Here is a 19,877-nt window from a genome sequence, read left to right as displayed (position 1 = left end):
TCCTTTACAACTTCAAAACATTCATCAATGAAAAATCTATTATTAATTTCCGCGCTTATCTTCACCATTTCCTGCAAGGATGAAAAGGACAAAAATGTTTCTAATTCTTCCAATGCTATCAGCTCAAAGGTAAAATCGCATTCACTTAGTCTGGAGAACGATCTCAGTTCCGTAGATGGCATCAAACATGAATATAGCAAGGTCAATTCCCAATTGGTTGAGAAGAAGCTGGATTCGGTAGGTTTCAAATATGAGTGTGACGAGATCTCTGGAAATGTGGTCTATTATTCTGATAAAGGTGTTTTAAAAGCCATCAAGCATTTCCAGGCGGACAGTCATTTCTCTTCTACTGAAAATTATTTTGTGAATGAGGGAAAGCCTTATTTTATTTTCAAAGATGATACGGTCTGGAGTTTTGACGGTGGAACTCCCGAAAAACCTATCACAAAAGATGATGTGACGGAGCAACGTTTTTACCTTGTTGACAATAAAACGATTCAATGTCTTGAGAAAAAATATACTTTGAGATCCAATGCTACCAGCAATCCACAATCTGAAAATGTCCCTAACAAAGAGATGAAAAATTGTTCAATCGCCGAGTTGCAGAAAACCTTTGATGTGCTGATGAAGAATAAGGAGAGGAGAGGTGATGTTGAATGTACGGACGGTCTTTAGTAAAAATTTTTTTTTTGAGAATAATCTTAATTTTATAAATAAAAAAGCCCGAACAATTCGGGCTTTTTAAATATATTTTTAGAAAAGATTCTTAATCTTCATCGTCTTCTTCGAAAACGTCGTTGTAGCCATCTTCTTCCTCATCATCGTTGTAGTCATCATCTTCGTCTTCAAAACTTGAAGCTTTGAACTCAGATTCGAAGTCTCCAAAATCATCTTCCAGCAAAGGCATTGCAGAATTTTTGCTTTTTCCGTTGGCAGAACCTGTTTTGCTAGGCGCTTTCAAAGGCACATTTCCAAATCTATAGACCGTAATTGGATAATTGACCGCTGGTTTCTCATCGATAATTTCCAAAAGCTCGCAGAAAAAATCCCAAAGCTCTATGAATCCGTACTGGAATCTCATCTTTTCTCCAACCGCAGGGAAACCTTCCGGTAAATAAACGTCTGACATGATCTCTCCATCACCGTCATCGCTCATGTCCTCCAAAGGAACAGCTTTTCCTTCATTCCATTCATCATCAGAAAAATAAAAAGAAGACAACTCTTCACCTGGTAAGCTGAACGCACTTTTGATACCCAGATGCAGATTCCAAAGTGTCTGTTTGCCTTTCACCTCGATGTCTCTGAAGATCGTATCCTTTGCGTCTAGAATTACTCTTATCTTATAAACCATTGTTGTTTTACTTTAACTTTATTAGCTTGATTAATGATGCAAATATAAAACAAATGAAATTCCATAAAAATTTCTTGTAAATTTTTTTTCAAAAAAGATTTTTATAAATTCAGCGTTTTTGGAACTTAAAATTATTCGATGAAATTGGCCTTTATTTTCCTGATCTTTTCAATAGAAGATTTGGCCAGTTTGAACTTGAATTTGGTGCCAGATAAGTAGACGCTTTCTACACTTATCGTTTGTTTATGGGCTTCCATAATGTGTTTTACGATAGCGAGTCCAAGACCAGATCCACCTTCTTTCCGGTTTCTACTGCTTTCCACACGATAGAAACGTTCGAAGATCCTTGGCAGATTTTCTGGCTTGATCCCCATTCCGTTGTCTTCTACAGAGATGTGGATATTTTGGACACCTTCTCTGGTGGAAACGATGATCTGAGCTTCTTCTCGGTTGGCATATTTTACCGCATTTGATATGAGATTGATCAAAACCTGCGAGATTCGCTGTTTGTCAGCAAAAACGAATAATTGCGACTGTGTCGTTTGAAGTTGCATGGTCATCGATTGTCTTTCGGCTTCCATTTCCAAGAGGTCAAAGACTTCTTGTATCAGATGATTAATATCAAAAGTAGAATATTTCAGTTCGATCTGTCCAGCCTCGAAACGGTTGATCATGTCCAGGTCTTTCACTATATTCAGAAGTCGTTCTACAGAACTGTCGATTCGTTGGAGGTATTTGTCGCGGATGCTGAGGTCTTCCACACCGCCATCACGCAATGTTTCTATATAACCTTGGATGGAAAACAGTGGTGTTTTCAGCTCGTGCGAAACATTTCCGATGTATTCTTTCCGGTAGTCTTCCATTTCCTTCATCAGGTCCATTTCGGCATTTCTCTGATTCATCTCGTGCATCTTTTCGCCGAGTTCTTTGAAGCCTAGATCTGTGTCGTAATCATGGATGATGTCTTCCGGAAGGATATTGGTGATTCTTCTGATTTGATTTCTGCTGTAAAAACTGAATAGGAATTCCAACACAAAATAATTGAGGACGAACAGAAACCAAAGTGTGAAGGCTAGGAAATAATTGAAATCACGGGTTTTGAAATAGGAATCATCTGTGTAAAATTCAAACATCAGAACCACAACGCCCACAACAGCGACCAGTAAAAATGATGCTGCAGCAGATATCCAATTGATCTTTACCGAATTTCTAAATCTCATTTCAAAAAAAAGATTTTCTTTTCAGAAAACCTTAAACTACTAATTTATAACCTATTCCTTTAAGCGTCTGGATCGTATTGATTCCCAGCTTCTCTCGTAATCTCCTGATATGGACGTCGATTGTTCTTTCTCCAACGATCACGTCGTTGCCCCAAACTCTTTCCAAAATTTCTTCTCTTTTAAATACTTTTTCAGTATTAGAAGCCAAAAGATAAAGCAGATCGAATTCCTTTTTTGGCAGCAAAAACTCTTCCTTGGCCTTTGAAACTTTGAAGTTGTCTTTATCAATGATCAGATCGCCGATCTCGATATAGTTTGAATTCTCATTGGAATTGGCACCTAGCTGTAAAAGTGCTGCCACTTTGGAGATCAGAACTTTTGGTTTGATCAATTTGACAATGTAATCATTGGCACCGGCTTGATAGCCAGCTAATTGGGAAAATTCCTCGCTTCTAGCTGATAAGAAAACAATCAATGTTTTTTGAAGTTCTTTGATCTTGCGAAGGTCCTGACAGGTCTCGATACCATCTTTTTCAGGCATCATCACGTCTAGTAAGATAAGATCTGGCAAGATCTCTTTTGCTTTGGCGATTCCCTCATTTCCGTTTCCGGCAGTGAAAACCTGATAGCCTTCTTTTTCCAAATTATAAGAGATGATTTCCAAGATGTCCTGTTCATCATCAATTAAAAGGATTTTTTTACGATTCATTTCGATTTATTAATATGTCAAAATTAAAAAAAAATGAACTCTATATGACCAAATGTTTAAAGTTCACACAAATTTAACATTTAAAAGCCAATAAACAGGGTTTACGGAAGCTTTTTTTATATTGAAAATGATGAAATTTTATAAACAGGATTCGTTTTATTTTTTGAGGAAATTAAGTTAAATTTGCACTTCACGTTCAGATTATGGAAGAAGAAGAAAAAAAATCCCTCAATTTTATTGAGCAAATTATAGAAGACGATTTGGAAAACGGCTTGGACTTGTCTAAACTGCGTTTCAGATTTCCGCCGGAACCAAACGGATATCTTCACATTGGTCACACAAAAGCGATCTGTATCAACTTCGGTTTGGGACAGAAATATAATGCGCCTGTCAACCTTCGTTTTGATGACACCAATCCTGCAAAAGAAGAGCAGGAATTTGTAGATTCCATTAAAGCAGATATCGATTGGTTGGGTTTCCAATATGACCAGGAATTGTACACCTCAGATTATTTTGAACAACTGTACAATTGGGCTTTGGAACTTATCAAACAAGGCAAAGCTTATGTAGATGAGCAATCGTCTGAAGATATTACAGCACAGAGAAAAAATCCTTTTGAGGAAGGTGTGGATTCGCCATTCAGAGATCGTCCTGTTGAAGAAAGTCTTGAATTGTTCGAGAAAATGAAGAATGGAGAATTTGAGGAAGGTGCGATGAGTTTGCGCGCCAAGATCGATATGGCTTCCCCGAATATGAATATGCGTGATCCGGTGATGTACAGGATCCTGAAAAAACCGCACCACAGAACCGGCGAAAAATGGAAGATCTATCCAATGTACGATTGGGCACACGGCCAATCCGATTACATAGAACAAATTTCGCACTCTTTGTGTTCATTGGAATTTGAGAACCACCGCCCATTGTATGAATGGTATTTGGGTCAGGTTTATGATAACAAAAGTGTGGCGCCGAAGCAGAGAGAATTCGCAAGGATGAACGTTTCTTATATGGTGACCTCGAAAAGAAAACTTCAAAGATTGGTTCAAGAAAATATCACTACTGGTTGGGATGATCCAAGAATGCCAACAATTTCTGGTTTGAGGAGGAAAGGTTATACACCGACTGCCATCAAAAATTTCATCGAGAAAGTTGGTGTTGCAAAAAGAGAGAACCTGATTGATATTCAGTTACTTGAATTCTGTGTGAGAGAAGACCTTAACAAAGTGGCTACCCGTGTAATGGCGGTTGTAAATCCTGTTAAATTGATCATCGAAAATTATCCAGAAGATAAAGAAGAATGGTTGGAAACGGAAAATAATCCTGAAGACGAAAACGCAGGAACAAGACAAGTGCCTTTCTCCAGAGAGATCTACATCGAGAGAGAAGATTTCAAAGAAGAAGCTGATAAGAAATTCTTCCGACTGAAATTGGACGGAGAAGTTCGTCTGAAAGCGGGTTATATCATCAAAGCCAATCGTGTTGAAAAAGATGCGAACGGCGAGATCACTACGATTTTTGCAACTTATGATGAAGATTCTAAATCGGGAAGTGGAACCGAGGCAAGTCTTAGAAAAGTGAAAGGAACGCTGCATTGGGTTTCTGCAAAACATGCTTTGCCGATCGAGATCAGAACTTACGAGAGATTGTTCACCACAGAACAGCCGGATGCGGAGAAGGAAGTAGATTTCATCCAATTCATCAATCCTCAATCGTTGAGAGTGACGCACGGATTTGCTGAACCGAGTTTGAAAGACGCCACTTTAGAAGATCATTTCCAGTTCCAAAGAATTGGTTATTATATGAAGGACAGAGATTCTTCTGATGAGACTTTGGTGTTCAACAGAACGGTGACTTTGAAGGATGGTTACAAACCTTAATTAGACGATATAAGTTTTAATATTTTTGGAATTATAATGTATTGAAATAAATTGTAAATTTGATTAAATAAATACATGCAAATGACATTAATTATAGATAAAAATAATTCCAAAAATGTTTCAAAAATTCTCAAGGAAAAGCTTCAAAAAAGCAATTCTCAAGGAAATCTGGCAAAGCATTTTGGGAAATTAAAAAGAGATATTGACGGCTTGAAATATCAAATTGCAATAAGAGAAGATGAAGATTGATTTTATTGCGGATACCAATTTTCTGATTTATATTCACGAAGGAAACAAAATAATAGAACCATTTCTTGAATATAATTTTGGCGTTTCTTTTATTTCTGAAATTGAATTACTTGGATATAAGGGAATCACAAAATCTGACGAAACCCAATTGAAACAACTAATCAATGATTGTTTTGAGATTGAATTGAATTCAAAGATTAAAGAGAAAACAATTGAGTTGAGAAGGAAATATTCAATTAAATTGCCTGATGCTATTATTGCTGCGAGTTCTCTGGTTTATGGAATTCCGATAGTGACAGCAGACAAAGGTTTTTCAAAAATCAAGGAATGGGATTTGATATTAATTGAAATCTAATTGTATAAACAATATTAAATTGAAAATCAGGCGTTTGTCTGATTTTTTTTATTTTTGATGTAATAGAGTTGTTCTGTAGTTTGTCTAACTCAAGAATAACCTTTACTATGAAAACCAAATTCAATATCTTCATTTTGATTCTTTTTTTTGGACAGATCGCTGCACAAAAAACAATCACTTCTGATAGTATTTCTAGAAAAAATCTGAATGCTTTAAAGAAAGATCAAACTTTAAAGATAGATGGCATTTTGGATGACGAGATCTGGAAAAATGTTCCAGTTGCGACCAATTTTGTAGAACGTCAGCCAAACAACGGAAAGCCTCAGCCAGACAGTTTGAAAACCGAAGTTAAGTTCCTCTACGACGATACAGGGTTGTACATTGCCGCCCAAATGTTCGATCCTGATCCTTCCAAAATTTTAAAGGAACTGACGGAGAGAGACAACATAGCCAATGACGATTTTTTCGGGATCATCATCAATGGTTATAATGATCACCAGCAGAGTTTGGAGTTCATCGTTACCGCTGCTGGTGTTCAGGTCGATGGCAAATTGACGACCGAGAATGAGGATATGTCCTGGAATGCCGTTTGGTACAGCGCTGTGAAGATCAATGAAAAAGGCTGGGCGGTTGAGATGAAAATTCCTTTTTTCGAGCTTCGTTTTCCTAAAAAAGATTTGCAGAAATTTGGTCTCAATATGATCAGAAAGATCAAGAGAACCAATACGATGTACGATTGGAATCACGTGGACAATCAAAAGGGAAATTATACTTTGTATGATGGTGTGCTCAATGGAATCGAAAACGTAAAAACCCCGACCAGACTTTCCTTCACGCCTTATTTTTCAACTTATGTCAACAATTTTGATGGCAAAACAGAAATGAATGTGAATGGCGGAATGGATCTGAAATATGGGATCAATGATGCTTTCACCTTCGATATGACCTTGATCCCAGATTTTGGACAGGCCAACTTTGATAATTCGATTTTAAATTTAACACCTTTTGAGCAACAATTTTCCGAGCAACGGTCATTCTTTATGGAAGGTACAGAGCTTTTCAGCAAAGGCGATATGTTCTATTCCAGAAGAGTAGGAGGCGAACCATCGATCTATCCAACTGTCGGCGAAAATGAAACCTTGACGGAATATCCAGGAAAAGTAAAATTGTTCAATGCCTTTAAAATCTCAGGAAGGACTAAAAAAGGTCTCGGAATCGGAATTTTCAATGGTGTGACCGAGAAGATGGAAGCAACCATTCAAAATAATGAAACCGGAGCAACGAGAAAAGAAACCGTTGAGCCTTGGACCAATTATAATGTTTTGGTCTTCGATCAGCGGTTTGGCGGCAATTCGTCTGTCACTTTTGTCAATACGAGTACGATGAGAATGGGCGAGTTCCGTGATGCCAACGCGACTGGATTGCTCTGGAACATTACCAACAAAAGCAATACATATAATTATTACGGAAATCTGAAAGGCAGTTGGGTAAGAGATAACGGAACTACTTTTGGAGCGAGAGGAAGCGCAGGTGTCGGGAAATTTTCCGGTAATCACCGCTTCGAAGTGAATGCTAATTTGGTTGATAAAAACTGGGATATCAATGACCTGGGATTTTCGACTCTGACCAATTATGGAAATCATAATGCTTGGTATGGCTACAGGATCCTTCAGCCAAAAGGAAATCTCAACAATATGTACCTGAATTTCAATCTAAATTATTATCACAGATTGGAACCTTTCCTTAATCAAAAATTAGTTTTCAATCATAATAACTCATTCACCAACAAGAAGTTTCAAAGTTTTGGTGGTGGTGTTGAGTTCACGCCGTACGGAGAAAAAGACATCTACGAGCCAAGAACTTTTGGTAGATATTTGAAGGTCCCCGGCTATTTTGACAGTTGGTTATTCTTCGAAAGTGACAGTCGAAAAAAACTTCAGTACAATGTTTCCGTTGACTATTACGCCTATGACCAGAAAGGTCGAAATCTTGTGATTCCTTCATTATATCTTCGTTACAGAGCTTCGGATCAGCTCAATTTGATATGGAAATTCAATCCTATTTTTAGCAATAACGAAGTTGGGTTTGCAGGAAAAGAGGACAATCAAATTTATATGGGAAGACGTCAGAGAAGCACCTATGAAAACTCCTTGACCGGACAATATACCTTCAATGAAAAAATGTCTTTGTCCCTCGCTTTCCGCCACTATTTTTCTGATGTTACGTACAAACAATTTTACACGTTGGAAAATGATGGAGGGCTGAATGAAAATACATTTTACAGCCCAAATCTTGCTAGGACCTACAACTCCTGGAATGTGGATCTGCGCTATTCGTGGTGGTTTGCGCCGGGCAGTCAACTAACTTTGCTGTACAGAAATGCCACCAGCAACTATCTGGAAGTTTCAAGAATGCGATTCAAAAATAATTTCAATGAACTTTTTGATGCACCGATGATCAACAATTTTTCTTTAAGGATTACTTATTTCCTGGATTATAACAGAGTTAAGAATTGGTTTTAAATAATTTGGGCAGCTTTTCCGCCTTCCGCTCCCGCTTTTTCTGGCCTTAGCATTCCAGCCGCAAAAAAAGAGTTCCACTCAAACCTAAAGAAGTGGTTCATCGATTCAAATAAAAAAATAGAAAAGATGAGATAAGTCGGGCTGCATATCCAGTTGATATTAAAAAAATAAATCCATTTTTAGAAAATTTGAAATGGATTTATATTATCATTTATTACTTATAATTTATCATTACAATACGTCTCTGATCTCTTCATTCTTTTTAAATGTCGCGGTTGCGAAAGGACAAAGCGGAATGATCTTCAAGTTATTTTCTCTCGCAAATTCAACAGCTTTGTAGACCAATTCCTTTCCGATACCTTTACCATTGTAAGCCGGTAGTACTTCTGTGTGATCGATGATGAATTTCTCTGCGCCAGCCCAAGAGTAAGTCATCAACCCAGCTTGTTTTCCGTCAAAGAATGCTACGAATTCACCTTTTGTATCTTTGTTATTTTGTTTTATTTCCAGCATTTTTATTTAGATTTTAGTTAAAATTTCGATATTATTTGTCAATATTTTATGGACGGGACAGGCGTCTGCAATTTTGAAAAGTCTGTCTTTGATCTCTTCGCTAACTTCTGTGGCTCCAAAATCGATGATCCTACAAAACTGAGCCGTTCTAGTTTGAGGAAAATTTTCCAGATCCACTTCCACATTGATGGTCGGGATGTCCCAGCCTTTCCTGTCGATGTACACTCGTAGTGTTGCTGCAGTACAGCTTGCGAGCGAGGTTGCAAGGATCTCAAAAGGATTGAAGCCTTTATTTCCTCCACCTTTGTCAACAGGTTCATCCGTTATCAATGTATTTTCTCCGGCGATAACTTCTGTATAATATTTTTCTGTCCCTAAGGTCGCTTTTACTTTCACACCCATTTTTATGAATTTAATTTATAGCTCAAAGCGCCTGATGGACACTTCGTAATTTGATCTTTGAGTTCTTCTGCGGTCGCATTTTCTGTTTTGATCCAAGGTCTGTCTATTGGATTGTAAACTTTTGGAAGCATTTTTACGCAAACACCTGCACGGATGCATACTTTTGGTTTCCAAAGAACGGTTATTTCGTCAGCGTTATATTCGTGTGTGTCCATTAGATCTGATCTTTGAAGTTTTCAATTTTTGACTCAATTGTACTTAGTAATTCCGGTTCTACGATGCCATTTTCCAGGTCAAAATTTTCGTAAAACTTAGGCAAAGAAAAAGTTTCCTTGATATCTGCTCCGAATTGTGGAAAGAATTTTGAAGCTTCTGCCATCACATTTCCTCCGCCATAACCGCCTGGTGAAGTCGTCATCAGAAACATTGGTTTGTCCTGGAAAACTTTCACATTGATCCTGGAAGCCCAGTCAAAGATATTTTTGAAAGCCGCGCTGTACGAACGGTTGTTTTCTGCCAAAGAACAGATGATGACATCAGATTCTTCTATGTTTTTTAGAAACTTATGTGCTTCCTCTGGAAAGCCTTTCTTCTCAAGATCGACAGAGAAAACAGGCATCAGATAATCATTGAGGTCGATCAGATTGATTTCTTCGTTCGGAAAACGTTTCAGTACGAATTTTACCAACTCTTTATTAATAGATGTGGAAGAGTTACTTCCTGCAAATGCAAATATTTTCATAGGTTCTGATTTTAAAGTTTATCGTAAGCAGCAAATTTTTCGTCAACAATGATTTTCCATTCTGGATGTTTCTTGATGAATGCAAATACGTACGGACAAAAGGGTAATAGTTTTTTGCCACTTTCTTTGATGAACTCCAAGGTTTTCTCTACGACGGCTGCTGCAGCACCAGTTCCTGCCAATTCTGGATCAGCTTCTGTATGGACCAATGCAATTTGGTTATCTGTTTCGCCATAATTGATAAAAGCAAAATATCCGTCAACTTCTATTTCGAAACGTTTTTTGGATTCATTCTTTGTAAGCGGTACTGCTTCGAATTCTGTTTTCATATTTAATTTTATTTTTAAAGTTAGCAATTATTTATTTTTCAAAATTGGACAAACAGAACGCTATCGAAATTGATGTAGGATATTTTCGCTTGAGTATGGTTTTTAAACAAAAAAATCCTGCGAATCTTTTTCACAGGATCAGGAAAGGTTAAGTTCCTTATGGATAAATTGATGTTTTAATATTAGGTAAATGGTTATGCTACTTCTGGTTGCGTACGTGCGGACGCAATGAATTCTGATATTTTTTGGAACTTGTCATTTTGATTTTCAGGAAGTCTGCCAAGCCTGTAATAGAAGTTTCTGATTCCCCTTCTCGAATTGATTCAGATGACCATTATGTAATTCATGACACCTTTTTCTGTTTTTACAGAAACGACTTTTTGCAATGGCACTTCTAATGCAGGCTGTCTACTTTTAACAGGAGGATGTGTGTACTTGATGGAGAAAATATGCTCCGAAACCTCCAAAGAGAAAATCTTGAGTGTAACAATTTTCCAGATGCGAAAAAGTAAAAGTGAAAAAAAAGAACCGTACAGGTACAAATTGGATATCACAAATATCTTTTTTGCAAATACAAGAAATACAAGGTCTACTAAAATAAGTAGGAAAAATCCATACATCGCAATTGCGATCTCTTTTTTATTATTGATTTTCATTGTTCATTTGTGTTATATAAATGTAAACAATTAAAATGATTTGTGGTTAAAAATTAATGATTTTTTATTCAATATTTTTAAATTGATCGTATTGATCGCCTTTTTCGGAATATTGTTCAAATCATGACCTTTGTTTTTTACTAAAAAGATCATAATTACAGAGCCGAAAGATCTGTAATTATGATCATAAAAAAGTCATCATTTGTGTCTTAAAATCATCTTTGTATTTTCAGAATCTTTGTGTTTCGTTTTTGTAAGTATCTTTTACAGAGCCGTAAGACTCTGTAAAATCTGATACTTATTTTCATCATTTGTTTTAGGCTTTTTTAATTTGTGTTTTTGCCCTTTTTAGAATCACTTACAATATTTTTCAATGTTGTGATGCAATCCTTGTTCATCATTTGCTTTCAGAATCGTCAACAATTGTGGTCTCATCATTTGTGTTTTCAGAATCCAATTTTCATTTGTGTTTTTATTGTCGATTATCTTGGTACAAAAATACCAACATCTCGAATAGGAATGTCATAAACAGCTTAGATGTATATCGATGAGCTTGTAGATATTTATCTACAAAAAAGACCTCTTTCGAAAAATAGGTCTCAGATTATTTGTGAAAAATGAATAGAGTGATTAATGGTGATCTTTCATCAGTTCAATAAGTTCTACAAAATTATCGACTCCCAGCTTATCAAATATTCTTTTCTTGAGCGTACTCACGGTGTTTTGTTTGATGTCCAGCTTGTTGGCGATCTCTAGATTTCCCAAACCTTCTGCATACATTTCTGCAATCTGCAATTCCCTTTCCGTAAGGGAATGTAAAGGATTGATCAAGTTTTTGTTGCGTAAAGAACTCATTAGCAGTGCCTGTGTGGTAGGCGAGATATATTCGCCCTTCTGGATGATCTCAAAGATGGCTTTTTTCACGTCCTCTTCTTCGCTCAGTTTGCTTAAGAATCCGTTTGCTCCAGCGTTGATGAATTTAAGAGACTGTGTGTTCTCATCAATTCCAGAGAATATCAGGATCTTGGTTTCAGGTCGGATGTTTTTAATTTCAGATAGGATAGACAAGCTGTTTCCATCAGGAAAATGGGCATCGATGATGGCGATATCAATAGGGTTGGCTTTGATAGATTCCAAGGCTTTTTGCAAGGTGGAAGCATGGTGTACATCAAAGTCCAATTCCATTTCCTCTAACATGAATACGATTCCTTGTCTGATAAGACTGTGGTCATCTGCCAATAGAAAAGTGATCGATTTATCTAATTGATTCATTTATTAATATTCAAATTGATAGAGAAGGTTACCGTTGTACCTTCATTCAATTCGCTGTCTACCGAAATTTTCCCGGAATAAAGTTCTACGATCTCCTTACACAAACTCAATCCAAGACCTGCACCCAGATTTTCCACATCTTCTGACAATACGCCTTGATAATACGGTTCGAAGATCTTCTCCAGGTCGGATCTTGAAATTCCCGCACCAGTGTCGACGATCTCTGTTGTCAAAGTTACCGTTTTTTCATCCAGATATTTTGCAGAAGTGTTCACTGTGATCTGGCCGTTCTCCGTAAACTTATTGGCATTCCCAAGAATATTCATAAAGATCTGGTTGATCTTCGTATTGTCAGAGTGCACAACAATATCAGGATCAATATCTTTATTAATGACAAATTTATTATTTCTCGTTTCTATGTAAGGTTCGATTGCGGTTAGTATAGAGGTGATCTCATTATTAAGATTGAATGTGACAGGAATCAACTTGTTTTGCACTTGTTGATTCTTTGTATATTCCAAGATCTGATTGGCCTGCATCAGTAAAGTATCATTCGTAAAACTGATCGATTTCAGATATTCTTTTACCGTTTCGTCCTCGGTTTTCTTATGGATCCTTTTGATGAAAATACCAATGATCTTAAGTGGTGACCTCAATTCATGGCTCAGCATTCCCAATATCCTATTTTTGAAATTGAGATTCTCTTTAATTTGTTGATTGGCAGAGTTCAATCTTTTTTCATAGATAAATGCCATCCGTGTCAAGTACATGATGAGTATCGAAACAATGAACATCAGAACCATGGATCCCAAAACCAGATAAATTCTGATCTTGTTGCTTGCAGAATTCTGAGTCGCCAGTTCTTTTTCCAATTCGAACTTGGAATCTCTGATTGCAAATTCGTAGATATTCATCAGGTCGTTGCTGTAGATCAGCATGTTATTGAAGGTTTTGTAGAACTTTCCGTTGTTATCATTGTTCTTGGTAACGTTGACCTGTATCTTTTGTACCTCTTTAGAATAATGATTGTTGATCGATCTCATGAGACTGTCCAGTTCCGATTCATTTTGGAAGCGTCCGTAGTTTGTCCATTTTTCAAGGTGATCACGGTGCTTTCTTTCTGCACATTCACTTTTCCTGCAATGGCGTCACCAAGCCTTCCAAATAGACCTTTTTTCTCAATGGTATCTGCATAGGTTTGCTGCTGAATGTCAAATTTCTCGAAATTGTAATTAAAATCCATCTTTTTGAATTTTGGCAATTCATCTTGCATTTTAAAATTCGATTTTGTAGAAAATTGAAAGCTGGAATCTACGAGAAGTTTTAATTTTCTTAATTCAATGGTGTCTTCTTGCTTTCTGGAAACAATTTTTCGCAATCTCGGATTTTTATCCTTGAATTGATTGATGCTATCTAGGTTTTGACTAAGTCTGTTGACGGATTGGAAATAGGAATTCAAGAATTTTTTGTCGTCAGTGATCAGATATTTTTGAAAATAATCCTGAGAATTGATAAGCTCCTTTCGGGAATTATCTGTCAGATCTTCCAAAGAACGGACATCTTTCAATTGGTTTTCAATGAAGGTCAGATTTTTTCTGTTTACAAATTCGTTATAAAAATACCCTGCGATGATCAACTGTATCAAAAAGAATACAAATGATAAGAGAGTAATGAACTATTTTTCTGAATTTAAAGTTTGATGATTTAGAAAGGTCTTTATTAGAGGTCATTTGTGGTCGGTTTTGTTTTTTTGAATATAAGCATTATTTAAATAATATTTATAAAATGCAAAAATAAGCAATATCATAAAGATATTGATTTATCGGCTAAATTTTTTGATAAGTATTTGAGTATAAAATGTGATTTAGCAGATGATATATTATAAAAGTATGAAAAAAAATCCTGTGAATTGGATTTTCACAGGATTTTAATATATTTAATAGAATGATTATAAACTCTTAAATTGTTCCAACATTCTCACGTCATTTTCGAAGAACATTCGGATGTCGCTCATTTGATAAAGCAACATGACGATTCTCTCTATTCCCATTCCAAAAGCATAGCCTGAGAATTTATCTGGATCGATGTTCACGTTTTTAAGAACCGCCGGATCGACCATTCCACAACCCATGATCTCCAACCAACCAGTTCCTTTCGTGATCCTATAATCGGTCTCAGAGTTCAATCCCCAATAAACGTCTACTTCCGCACTTGGCTCTGTGAAAGGGAAATAGGAAGGTCTCATTCTGATCTTCGATTTTCCGAAAAGTTCTGTCGTGAAGAATTGAATGGTTTGTTTAAGGTCTGCAAAACTTACATTTTCATCAATATAAAGTCCTTCGATCTGGTGGAAAATACAATGCGAACGGGAAGAAACAGCTTCATTTCTGAAAACCCTTCCTGGCGCCAAAATTCTCATCGGCGGTTCGTTCTCTTCCATATAACGGATCTGAACAGACGAAGTATGTGTTCTTAATAGAACATCAGGATCTTGCTCAATGAAAAACGTGTCCTGCATATCTCTCGCCGGATGATATTCCGGAAGATTCAATGCGGTGAAGTTATGCCAGTCATCTTCGATCTCAGGTCCGTCTGCAACTGCAAAACCGATAGATTTGAAGATCTCAATGATTCTGTTTTTAACCAGATTGATTGGATGACGAGAACCCAATTCCAAAGGAAAAGCAGGTCTTGTAAGATCTTCTTTTTCAAGAATAATCTTACTTTCCGAAGATGATTTTAAATCTTCAAGCTTATCATTCACAGCGTTTCGCAAGATGTTGATCTTCTGTCCAAAATCTTTCTTTTGCTCATTAGGAATCTGCTTCAAAGAATCATAGAAATCATTCATGATCCCTTTTTTTCCATTGAATTTTAATCGGAACTGTTCTATCTCATCTTTGGTGGAAGATCGGAAATTCTGCACTTCTACCAATAGGTCATCAATTTTCTCTAGCATTGTTATATATAAAATATAGATTGCAAAAATACGATTTTAAAATAAAGTTTTAGATAAAAAACATCAAAGATATAAAACAGGTAAAACAGTTGTAAATAAAGGATTTGTAACTGTTTTTCACTTTTTGGTATTGCAGTAGAAAGCAATAAAATGCACGAGAATACAAAAGTTGGGTTACTAAATCGTTACTTTAAAAAATCTCTAAATGATTTTTAAATAACTGTTTTTCAGTTTATTGCATTCTTTTTCATATTGTTTCCAAGCTCTATATATTTTAATTTTAACATTAAGAAATCGTGAGTTATGGAAGCGACAAAGAGATCAACATTCAAGGTATTATTCTACCTTAAAAAGAATGCACCAAAGAAAAACGGACTTGTGCCAATTATGTGCAGGATAACTGTCAATGGCAAGCAATCCACATTCAGTGCAAAACTGGATATTTCTGCTTCTGCGTGGGACTTGAAATACGGGAGGGTTTCAGGCAAAAGCAAAGAGGCACAGAGTCTAAACACTAGACTTGACAGCATACGTTTGGGTATTGAAAGGTGCCACTCAAAAATTATGGATAGTGATGGAAGTGTGAACAGCAATAAGCTGAAAGATGTTTTTCTTGGTATGGACAGCGGAGAGCTGACATTTTTTAAATTCTACGATAAATTTTTACTGGACTTTGAGAAAAAAGTAGATAGTGGACTTAGGGCATACGGTACTCTAGGGAAATACAAGAGTCTTTTGATTCACCTCAGAAGTTTTGCTCTTTCAAAATACAAAACTTCTGATATTCCTTTCAAAACTATTGATTGTGAATTTATTCAGGAATTCGATTACTATCTTCGTAATGACCAAAGTCTGGAACACAATACAATCTGGGTCTATATGATCGGGCTAACAACATTGTGCCGACTGGCAATAAGCAGGAAACATCTTTCCAGCAATCCATTCAGTGAATACAAAAACACTAAGAAAGACAGAGATCGTGGTTATCTTTTACGAAGTGAGTTGGAACAACTTGTTAGTTTTGAATGTGCTAAAAAGAAAGACGAACTGGTAAAAGATCTTTTTGTTTTCAGCTGTTTCACTGGGCTTTCTTATTCTGATATAAAAGGATTGAAAAAAAGCAATATTCAAAAGTTTTTTGATGGCAAGGAATGGATTATCATTCGCAGGAAAAAAACATCGACCTCATCCAATGTGATGCTTTTAGATATTCCAAAAATGATTATCAATAAATATGAAGGTTTTTCCAAAAATGGACTGTTATTCCCAGTACCTGCCAATAATAACTGCAATGAGAGCCTTAATAAGATATCCCAATTGATTTCCTGTCTTGAAAACAAAAAAGTAACATTCCATTTGGCACGCCATACTTTTGCTACCTTATTCTCAGTGAAGGTGTTCCGCTTGAAAGTCTGAGCAAAATGATGGGACATAAGAATATCGCAACTACACAAATCTATGCAAAAATATTAAACGAGAAAGTAGGAAAAGATATGGGGAAGGTAGCCGAAAATTTCAAAGAAATGGAAAGTTCTTTTAATTCTCAAATCAAATAAGAATTTAATAAAGCGAAATTTAAGATTTTCAAATTCTCCTAAGAATGTATTAAAGGCTCAACTCTCAGTTGAATCTTTCATATGAAAAGAAATGTTCCTGATTACTTATAAATGTAGAAAAATTTAGCAATCAAAAAAAATATTTTTTTTTAAATTTTAAAATATTTTTTGAAAAATTATCATTCAAAAATTCTACTTTTGAATGTATTTAAGATGGGTGAGATTACACTACTAAAATCTCAAAACACGATTCTTTAAATACCAATTATGTTAAACATTTGTAAGTAATTACAATTGATTATAATTAAATATAGATTTGAAAACCAATACTTTGAAAAAAAAGTAAATTTTGATTCCATATTGATAATTGCGTATATTTGAGTGTTATAGGCAATGGTATTACAACAACACTTAAAACCAAAACAAGTATAAATTTATGAGTAAAATTTACAATTATACCGCATTTTATGTCAGCGAACCATTTAACGAATCTTCACTTGGAGCAAATGCGACTAAAGATTTTTGCTATTACAATATATTAAAAGCATGGAAAGGTTCGGACAGTTCATTTCCTTTTAACAATGCTCATGACACAACTTACAATGTTCGTGACAGTAGTGATTGGGAATCGACACTTAAACCAAGACTTCGAGAAAGACTAAAAAATTCCAAAAATATCGTTCTATTTTTAAGTAATGACACAATGAATTCAAAAGCATTAAAAGAAGAACTAGATTACGGCATTAATACTCTCGGACTTCCTATAATTGTAATATATCCTGATTTAAAAACTAAAGATGATTTACTCACTAGTGGTAAAACAAGTTTGAATAGTACCGTAACAACTTTATGGAATAAGTTACCTATTTTTAGAGATTCAAAATCAAAAGTTCCCGTACTACATATACCAATGAGTAAAGATACTATTCGAACAGCGTTAAACAATACGAACTTCAGAGTAGATTCTGGGAAAGAAGCTAATGACTATTTTTACAACTAAAACTATGAAAGTTAAATTATTAGATAAAAATGTTAGAAATAAATTTTGGTTTTATTTTTCAGTAATTTCCGGTATTTTATCATTTGTATTACTTTTTAATATTGTTCCAGATGAATACAAAGATTGTCTAAGATACTTTGGCTATATAACTTTCGGTGTACTTATTGTAATTTATTTAGTTATTTGGTACCGAGCAAACAATCTTGCAAGTATTAATATTGACATATAGATGGAAGTGAAGTACACATTAAATCTGGCAATTTATTTAATGAACAAGGTTTTAAAGTAATTCCTTTTAATGAATATTTTGACACTGTAGTAGATGATAAAATAATATCAAATAGTTCGCTCAACGGAATTTATGTAAAAAAGAATTTCCTTGACAACGTAGATAAGCTTGATAATTTTATAGTAGCTAATTCAGACGAATTAGACATAATTGATAATCAAACTTATAGAAGACTTGGAGGAAAACTGGTAAAGTTCAAATTAAGTACCATTTTCGTCTATGAAGATTTTATTTTGACAGCATTTACTAAGTTTGATGAACATAACAAGGCAATTCTTACTATGCCTGAATACATTGAATTTTTAATTAACTTTTGGGATAGAGTAAATCGCGTTTATGCTCAAAAAACGGTATCAGTTCCAATTTTCGGTTCTGGAATAACTAGAATTAAGGAACATAAGAATATCAGCGATGAAGACTTATTAAAAATTATGCTTTGGACGTTTAAATTAAGTGAAATGAAATTTAAACATCCTGCAAAGTTAACGATTGTTGTACATGAGGATAAAATTGGGCAAATAAATCTGTTTAATATCAAATCAATTGAATTAGGTTTATAGCTCACAAATAACCACTGCCTATAATAGCTAAGTTTTCGTTGCGTGCGAAGCACGAACAATGAAAACCCTGTTGAACGGAAGCTTCGGGAGCTTTTTTCAGCATTATGGGTTTACCGACGAAGGATTTTAAAGATATACAGGAGACTTTCAGAAAGGTCTCTTTTTTTGTTGGTGAATTTGGTGGTTTTTCCAGGTTTTATCGTGTTTTCCTTTACTTTCGGGCATAAATTCCCTTACCCAAAATGCTAGATTTTAGGCTTTTCAAAGTTTTGACTCATCCCCAAAAACCAACGTGGCGGACCGCGCAAATCGAACGTCGCAATCGTTACCAAACTCCCAACTTTGCAACAACTACATTTCGGCTGAAAAGCTTTGGGTGGTAGTTTTTCCTTGGGCTGAATGCCTAAATTCTGTTGCAGATTTTTAAGCTTCATCCGTTTCCACGTGCTGCTGAGAAAACCGTAATGGCGGATTTTCACAAATCTTTTCGGCAAAATATGCATCGCAAAACGGCGGATAAACTCCTCATGGCTCAAAACCATCTGCTTTTTGACGCCTTTCTGGCGGTAATCTTTGTACTCCAACGTTACATTTTCAGCATCAACTTTCCTGATTCTCTGGTTGCTGATCGCGATTTTGTGAGTGTATCTTCCCAAATATTCCACCACAGATTTCGGGCTGCCAAAGGGTTTTTTAGCGAAAACTATCCAAGGTTTTTCCCAAAGTTTTTGTCTGAGTTTTTCATAAGTTTCTGCTTCATTTTTTCGGTTTTCAAATTGATTTTCATCATTTTCCGTCTGATTTTTATTACATTTTAATGATAACCGACCCTTCAGTTTCTCACAAAATTTAGCCCTGAAAACTTTGCTCAAAGCCTTTACAGGAAACAAAAAATTACCGTCGCTTCTGATGTTTTTCCAAACTCCGTTTTCATCCACGCCGCCACCCGGAACGATGCAGTGCAAATGCGGATGCAGACTCAGATCCTGTCCCCAAGTATGCAAAACAGCGATCATTCCCATCTTTAAACCTCGATTTTCACCAAAGGTTTGCAGCGTTTCCCAAGCCGATTCAAATAAAATATCATACAACATTTTCGGAGCATGAAGTGCGGTTTTATTTAAAACTTCCGGAAGCGTAAAAACCACATGCAAATAAGGCACAGGAAGCAGTTCTGCCTCTCTGCTTCCAATCCATTTCTCCCGGTTTTTGCCCTGACATTTCGGGCAGTGCCGGTTTCGGCAGGAGTTGTAGCTGATGCTGATATTTCCGCATTCGTCACAAGCGTCAATATGACCGCCCAAAGCCGATGTACG

At 35.8% G+C, this 19,877-nt stretch carries 21 protein-coding genes and 1 pseudogene; 8 read left to right on the top strand and 14 right to left on the bottom strand.

Features of this window, described 5'->3' with window-relative positions; translation table 11 throughout:
- Positions 1 to 27: 27 nt before the first annotated feature.
- The gene (locus tag AXA65_RS08065; protein ID WP_063969609.1) at positions 28 to 675 is read left to right on the top strand and encodes a hypothetical protein; all 648 of its coding nucleotides are present in this window, start codon (positions 28 to 30) and stop codon (positions 673 to 675) included.
- Between the two features lie 91 nt (positions 676 to 766).
- Here AXA65_RS08065 and AXA65_RS08060 read toward each other — a convergent pair whose 3' ends face one another.
- From AXA65_RS08060 to AXA65_RS08050, 3 genes are all read right to left on the bottom strand, one after another.
- Positions 767 to 1,351, bottom strand: a complete 585-nt coding sequence (locus AXA65_RS08060) for an IS1096 element passenger TnpR family protein (RefSeq protein ID WP_063969608.1) — start codon at positions 1,349 to 1,351, stop codon at positions 767 to 769.
- Positions 1,352 to 1,482: 131 nt separating this feature from the next.
- Complete coding sequence (locus tag AXA65_RS08055; RefSeq protein ID WP_063969607.1) at positions 1,483 to 2,571, bottom strand: sensor histidine kinase; 1,089 nt, start codon at positions 2,569 to 2,571, stop codon at positions 1,483 to 1,485.
- 31 nt (positions 2,572 to 2,602) lie between these two features.
- Positions 2,603 to 3,280 carry a response regulator transcription factor gene (locus AXA65_RS08050; RefSeq protein ID WP_063969606.1) on the bottom strand — a complete coding sequence of 226 codons (678 nt, stop codon included), beginning with the start codon at positions 3,278 to 3,280 and terminating at the stop codon, positions 2,603 to 2,605.
- A 203-nt stretch (positions 3,281 to 3,483) separates the two neighbouring features.
- Between AXA65_RS08050 and AXA65_RS08045 the strand changes: the two genes are divergently transcribed.
- The 4 genes from AXA65_RS08045 (at position 3,484) to AXA65_RS08035 (ending at position 8,283) form a co-directional block, all read left to right on the top strand.
- A complete protein-coding gene (locus tag AXA65_RS08045; RefSeq protein WP_063969605.1) occupies positions 3,484 to 5,157 on the top strand; it encodes a glutamine--tRNA ligase/YqeY domain fusion protein in 1,674 nt (557 codons plus the stop codon).
- Positions 5,158 to 5,238: 81 nt separating this feature from the next.
- Positions 5,239 to 5,406: a hypothetical protein gene (locus AXA65_RS19880; RefSeq protein ID WP_165596581.1), complete on the top strand. Its 168-nt coding sequence runs from the start codon at positions 5,239 to 5,241 to the stop codon at positions 5,404 to 5,406.
- Positions 5,396 to 5,761 carry a type II toxin-antitoxin system VapC family toxin gene (locus AXA65_RS08040; protein WP_063969604.1) on the top strand — a complete coding sequence of 122 codons (366 nt, stop codon included), beginning with the start codon at positions 5,396 to 5,398 and terminating at the stop codon, positions 5,759 to 5,761. The genes AXA65_RS19880 and AXA65_RS08040 overlap by 11 nt, the downstream gene beginning before the upstream one ends.
- A 107-nt stretch (positions 5,762 to 5,868) precedes the next feature.
- Positions 5,869 to 8,283: a DUF5916 domain-containing protein gene (locus AXA65_RS08035; RefSeq protein WP_063969603.1), complete on the top strand. Its 2,415-nt coding sequence runs from the start codon at positions 5,869 to 5,871 to the stop codon at positions 8,281 to 8,283.
- Positions 8,284 to 8,514: 231 nt separating this feature from the next.
- Here the strand turns inward: AXA65_RS08035 and AXA65_RS08030 are convergent, their stop codons facing one another.
- The 10 genes from AXA65_RS08030 to pheS form a co-directional block, all read right to left on the bottom strand.
- The gene (locus AXA65_RS08030) at positions 8,515 to 8,793 is read right to left on the bottom strand and encodes a GNAT family N-acetyltransferase (protein WP_063969634.1); all 279 of its coding nucleotides are present in this window, start codon (positions 8,791 to 8,793) and stop codon (positions 8,515 to 8,517) included.
- Between the two features lie 9 nt (positions 8,794 to 8,802).
- Positions 8,803 to 9,198, bottom strand: coding sequence for an OsmC family protein (locus tag AXA65_RS08025; protein WP_063969602.1), 396 nt, complete (start codon positions 9,196 to 9,198; stop codon positions 8,803 to 8,805).
- 2 nt (positions 9,199 to 9,200) lie between these two features.
- Positions 9,201 to 9,413 (bottom strand): (4Fe-4S)-binding protein, encoded by a 213-nt coding sequence (locus AXA65_RS08020; RefSeq protein WP_063969601.1) that lies wholly within the window; start codon positions 9,411 to 9,413, stop codon positions 9,201 to 9,203.
- Positions 9,413 to 9,940: an NADPH-dependent FMN reductase gene (locus tag AXA65_RS08015; protein ID WP_063969600.1), complete on the bottom strand. Its 528-nt coding sequence runs from the start codon at positions 9,938 to 9,940 to the stop codon at positions 9,413 to 9,415. Before AXA65_RS08015 ends, AXA65_RS08020 begins: the two co-directional genes overlap by 1 nt.
- 11 nt (positions 9,941 to 9,951) lie before the next feature.
- A complete protein-coding gene (locus AXA65_RS08010; protein WP_063969599.1) occupies positions 9,952 to 10,269 on the bottom strand; it encodes a GNAT family N-acetyltransferase in 318 nt (105 codons plus the stop codon).
- Between the two features lie 323 nt (positions 10,270 to 10,592).
- Positions 10,593 to 10,925, bottom strand: coding sequence for a hypothetical protein (locus tag AXA65_RS08005; RefSeq protein ID WP_063969598.1), 333 nt, complete (start codon positions 10,923 to 10,925; stop codon positions 10,593 to 10,595).
- 630 nt (positions 10,926 to 11,555) lie between these two features.
- A complete protein-coding gene (locus AXA65_RS08000; protein WP_063969597.1) occupies positions 11,556 to 12,197 on the bottom strand; it encodes a response regulator transcription factor in 642 nt (213 codons plus the stop codon).
- Entirely contained in the window at positions 12,194 to 13,240 is a 1,047-nt protein-coding gene (locus AXA65_RS20150; RefSeq protein ID WP_228391642.1) for a sensor histidine kinase, read from the bottom strand. Before AXA65_RS20150 ends, AXA65_RS08000 begins: the two co-directional genes overlap by 4 nt.
- Positions 13,237 to 13,842, bottom strand: a complete 606-nt coding sequence (locus AXA65_RS20145; RefSeq protein ID WP_228391641.1) for a CHASE3 domain-containing protein — start codon at positions 13,840 to 13,842, stop codon at positions 13,237 to 13,239. The genes AXA65_RS20150 and AXA65_RS20145 overlap by 4 nt, the downstream gene beginning before the upstream one ends.
- Before the next feature lie 303 nt (positions 13,843 to 14,145).
- A complete protein-coding gene (pheS, locus tag AXA65_RS07990; RefSeq protein ID WP_063969596.1) occupies positions 14,146 to 15,156 on the bottom strand; it encodes a phenylalanine--tRNA ligase subunit alpha in 1,011 nt (336 codons plus the stop codon).
- A gap of 303 nt (positions 15,157 to 15,459) precedes the next feature.
- On the opposite strand from pheS, the pseudogene AXA65_RS07985 reads away from it, so the two are divergent.
- The 3 genes and pseudogenes from AXA65_RS07985 to AXA65_RS07975 all read left to right on the top strand — a co-directional run bounded on the left by AXA65_RS07985 (position 15,460) and on the right by AXA65_RS07975 (position 18,561).
- A pseudogene (locus tag AXA65_RS07985) lies at positions 15,460 to 16,712 on the top strand (site-specific integrase).
- Between the two features lie 436 nt (positions 16,713 to 17,148).
- On the top strand, positions 17,149 to 17,712 hold the full coding sequence (locus AXA65_RS07980) for a TIR domain-containing protein (protein WP_063969595.1): 564 nt from the start codon (positions 17,149 to 17,151) through the stop codon (positions 17,710 to 17,712).
- A gap of 225 nt (positions 17,713 to 17,937) precedes the next feature.
- On the top strand, positions 17,938 to 18,561 hold the full coding sequence (locus AXA65_RS07975) for a macro domain-containing protein (protein WP_228391648.1): 624 nt from the start codon (positions 17,938 to 17,940) through the stop codon (positions 18,559 to 18,561).
- A 245-nt stretch (positions 18,562 to 18,806) separates the two neighbouring features.
- Here AXA65_RS07975 and AXA65_RS07970 read toward each other — a convergent pair.
- On the bottom strand, positions 18,807 to 19,877 hold a 1,071-nt coding region (locus AXA65_RS07970), incomplete at its 5' end, for an IS91 family transposase (RefSeq protein ID WP_063969594.1).

The sequence above is a fragment of the Chryseobacterium sp. FP211-J200 genome (assembly GCF_001643375.1).
In the GTDB taxonomy this organism is placed as follows: Bacteria; Bacteroidota; Bacteroidia; order Flavobacteriales; family Weeksellaceae; genus Epilithonimonas; species Epilithonimonas ginsengisoli.
This window is presented reverse-complemented; position numbering and strand designations above follow the sequence as displayed.

What these genes read in the sequence shown, in the direction of transcription:
- AXA65_RS08020 (WP_063969601.1), bottom strand. Translation starts at nt 9,413, where the DNA reads ATGGACACACACGAATATAACGCTGACGAAATAACCGTTCTTTGGAAA.
- AXA65_RS08040 (WP_063969604.1), top strand. Translation starts at nt 5,396, where the DNA reads ATGAAGATTGATTTTATTGCGGATACCAATTTTCTGATTTATATTCAC.
- AXA65_RS08005 (WP_063969598.1), bottom strand. Translation starts at nt 10,925, where the DNA reads ATGAAAATCAATAATAAAAAAGAGATCGCAATTGCGATGTATGGATTT.
- AXA65_RS08065 (WP_063969609.1), top strand. Translation starts at nt 28, where the DNA reads ATGAAAAATCTATTATTAATTTCCGCGCTTATCTTCACCATTTCCTGC.
- AXA65_RS07980 (WP_063969595.1), top strand. Translation starts at nt 17,149, where the DNA reads ATGAGTAAAATTTACAATTATACCGCATTTTATGTCAGCGAACCATTT.
- AXA65_RS08055 (WP_063969607.1), bottom strand. Translation starts at nt 2,571, where the DNA reads ATGAGATTTAGAAATTCGGTAAAGATCAATTGGATATCTGCTGCAGCA.
- AXA65_RS08050 (WP_063969606.1), bottom strand. Translation starts at nt 3,280, where the DNA reads ATGAATCGTAAAAAAATCCTTTTAATTGATGATGAACAGGACATCTTG.
- AXA65_RS08025 (WP_063969602.1), bottom strand. Translation starts at nt 9,198, where the DNA reads ATGGGTGTGAAAGTAAAAGCGACCTTAGGGACAGAAAAATATTATACA.
- AXA65_RS08015 (WP_063969600.1), bottom strand. Translation starts at nt 9,940, where the DNA reads ATGAAAATATTTGCATTTGCAGGAAGTAACTCTTCCACATCTATTAAT.
- AXA65_RS08045 (WP_063969605.1), top strand. Translation starts at nt 3,484, where the DNA reads ATGGAAGAAGAAGAAAAAAAATCCCTCAATTTTATTGAGCAAATTATA.
- AXA65_RS20150 (WP_228391642.1), bottom strand. Translation starts at nt 13,240, where the DNA reads ATGAGATCGATCAACAATCATTATTCTAAAGAGGTACAAAAGATACAG.
- AXA65_RS08035 (WP_063969603.1), top strand. Translation starts at nt 5,869, where the DNA reads ATGAAAACCAAATTCAATATCTTCATTTTGATTCTTTTTTTTGGACAG.
- AXA65_RS08010 (WP_063969599.1), bottom strand. Translation starts at nt 10,269, where the DNA reads ATGAAAACAGAATTCGAAGCAGTACCGCTTACAAAGAATGAATCCAAA.
- AXA65_RS19880 (WP_165596581.1), top strand. Translation starts at nt 5,239, where the DNA reads ATGACATTAATTATAGATAAAAATAATTCCAAAAATGTTTCAAAAATT.
- pheS (WP_063969596.1), bottom strand. Translation starts at nt 15,156, where the DNA reads ATGCTAGAGAAAATTGATGACCTATTGGTAGAAGTGCAGAATTTCCGA.
- AXA65_RS08060 (WP_063969608.1), bottom strand. Translation starts at nt 1,351, where the DNA reads ATGGTTTATAAGATAAGAGTAATTCTAGACGCAAAGGATACGATCTTC.
- AXA65_RS08000 (WP_063969597.1), bottom strand. Translation starts at nt 12,197, where the DNA reads ATGAATCAATTAGATAAATCGATCACTTTTCTATTGGCAGATGACCAC.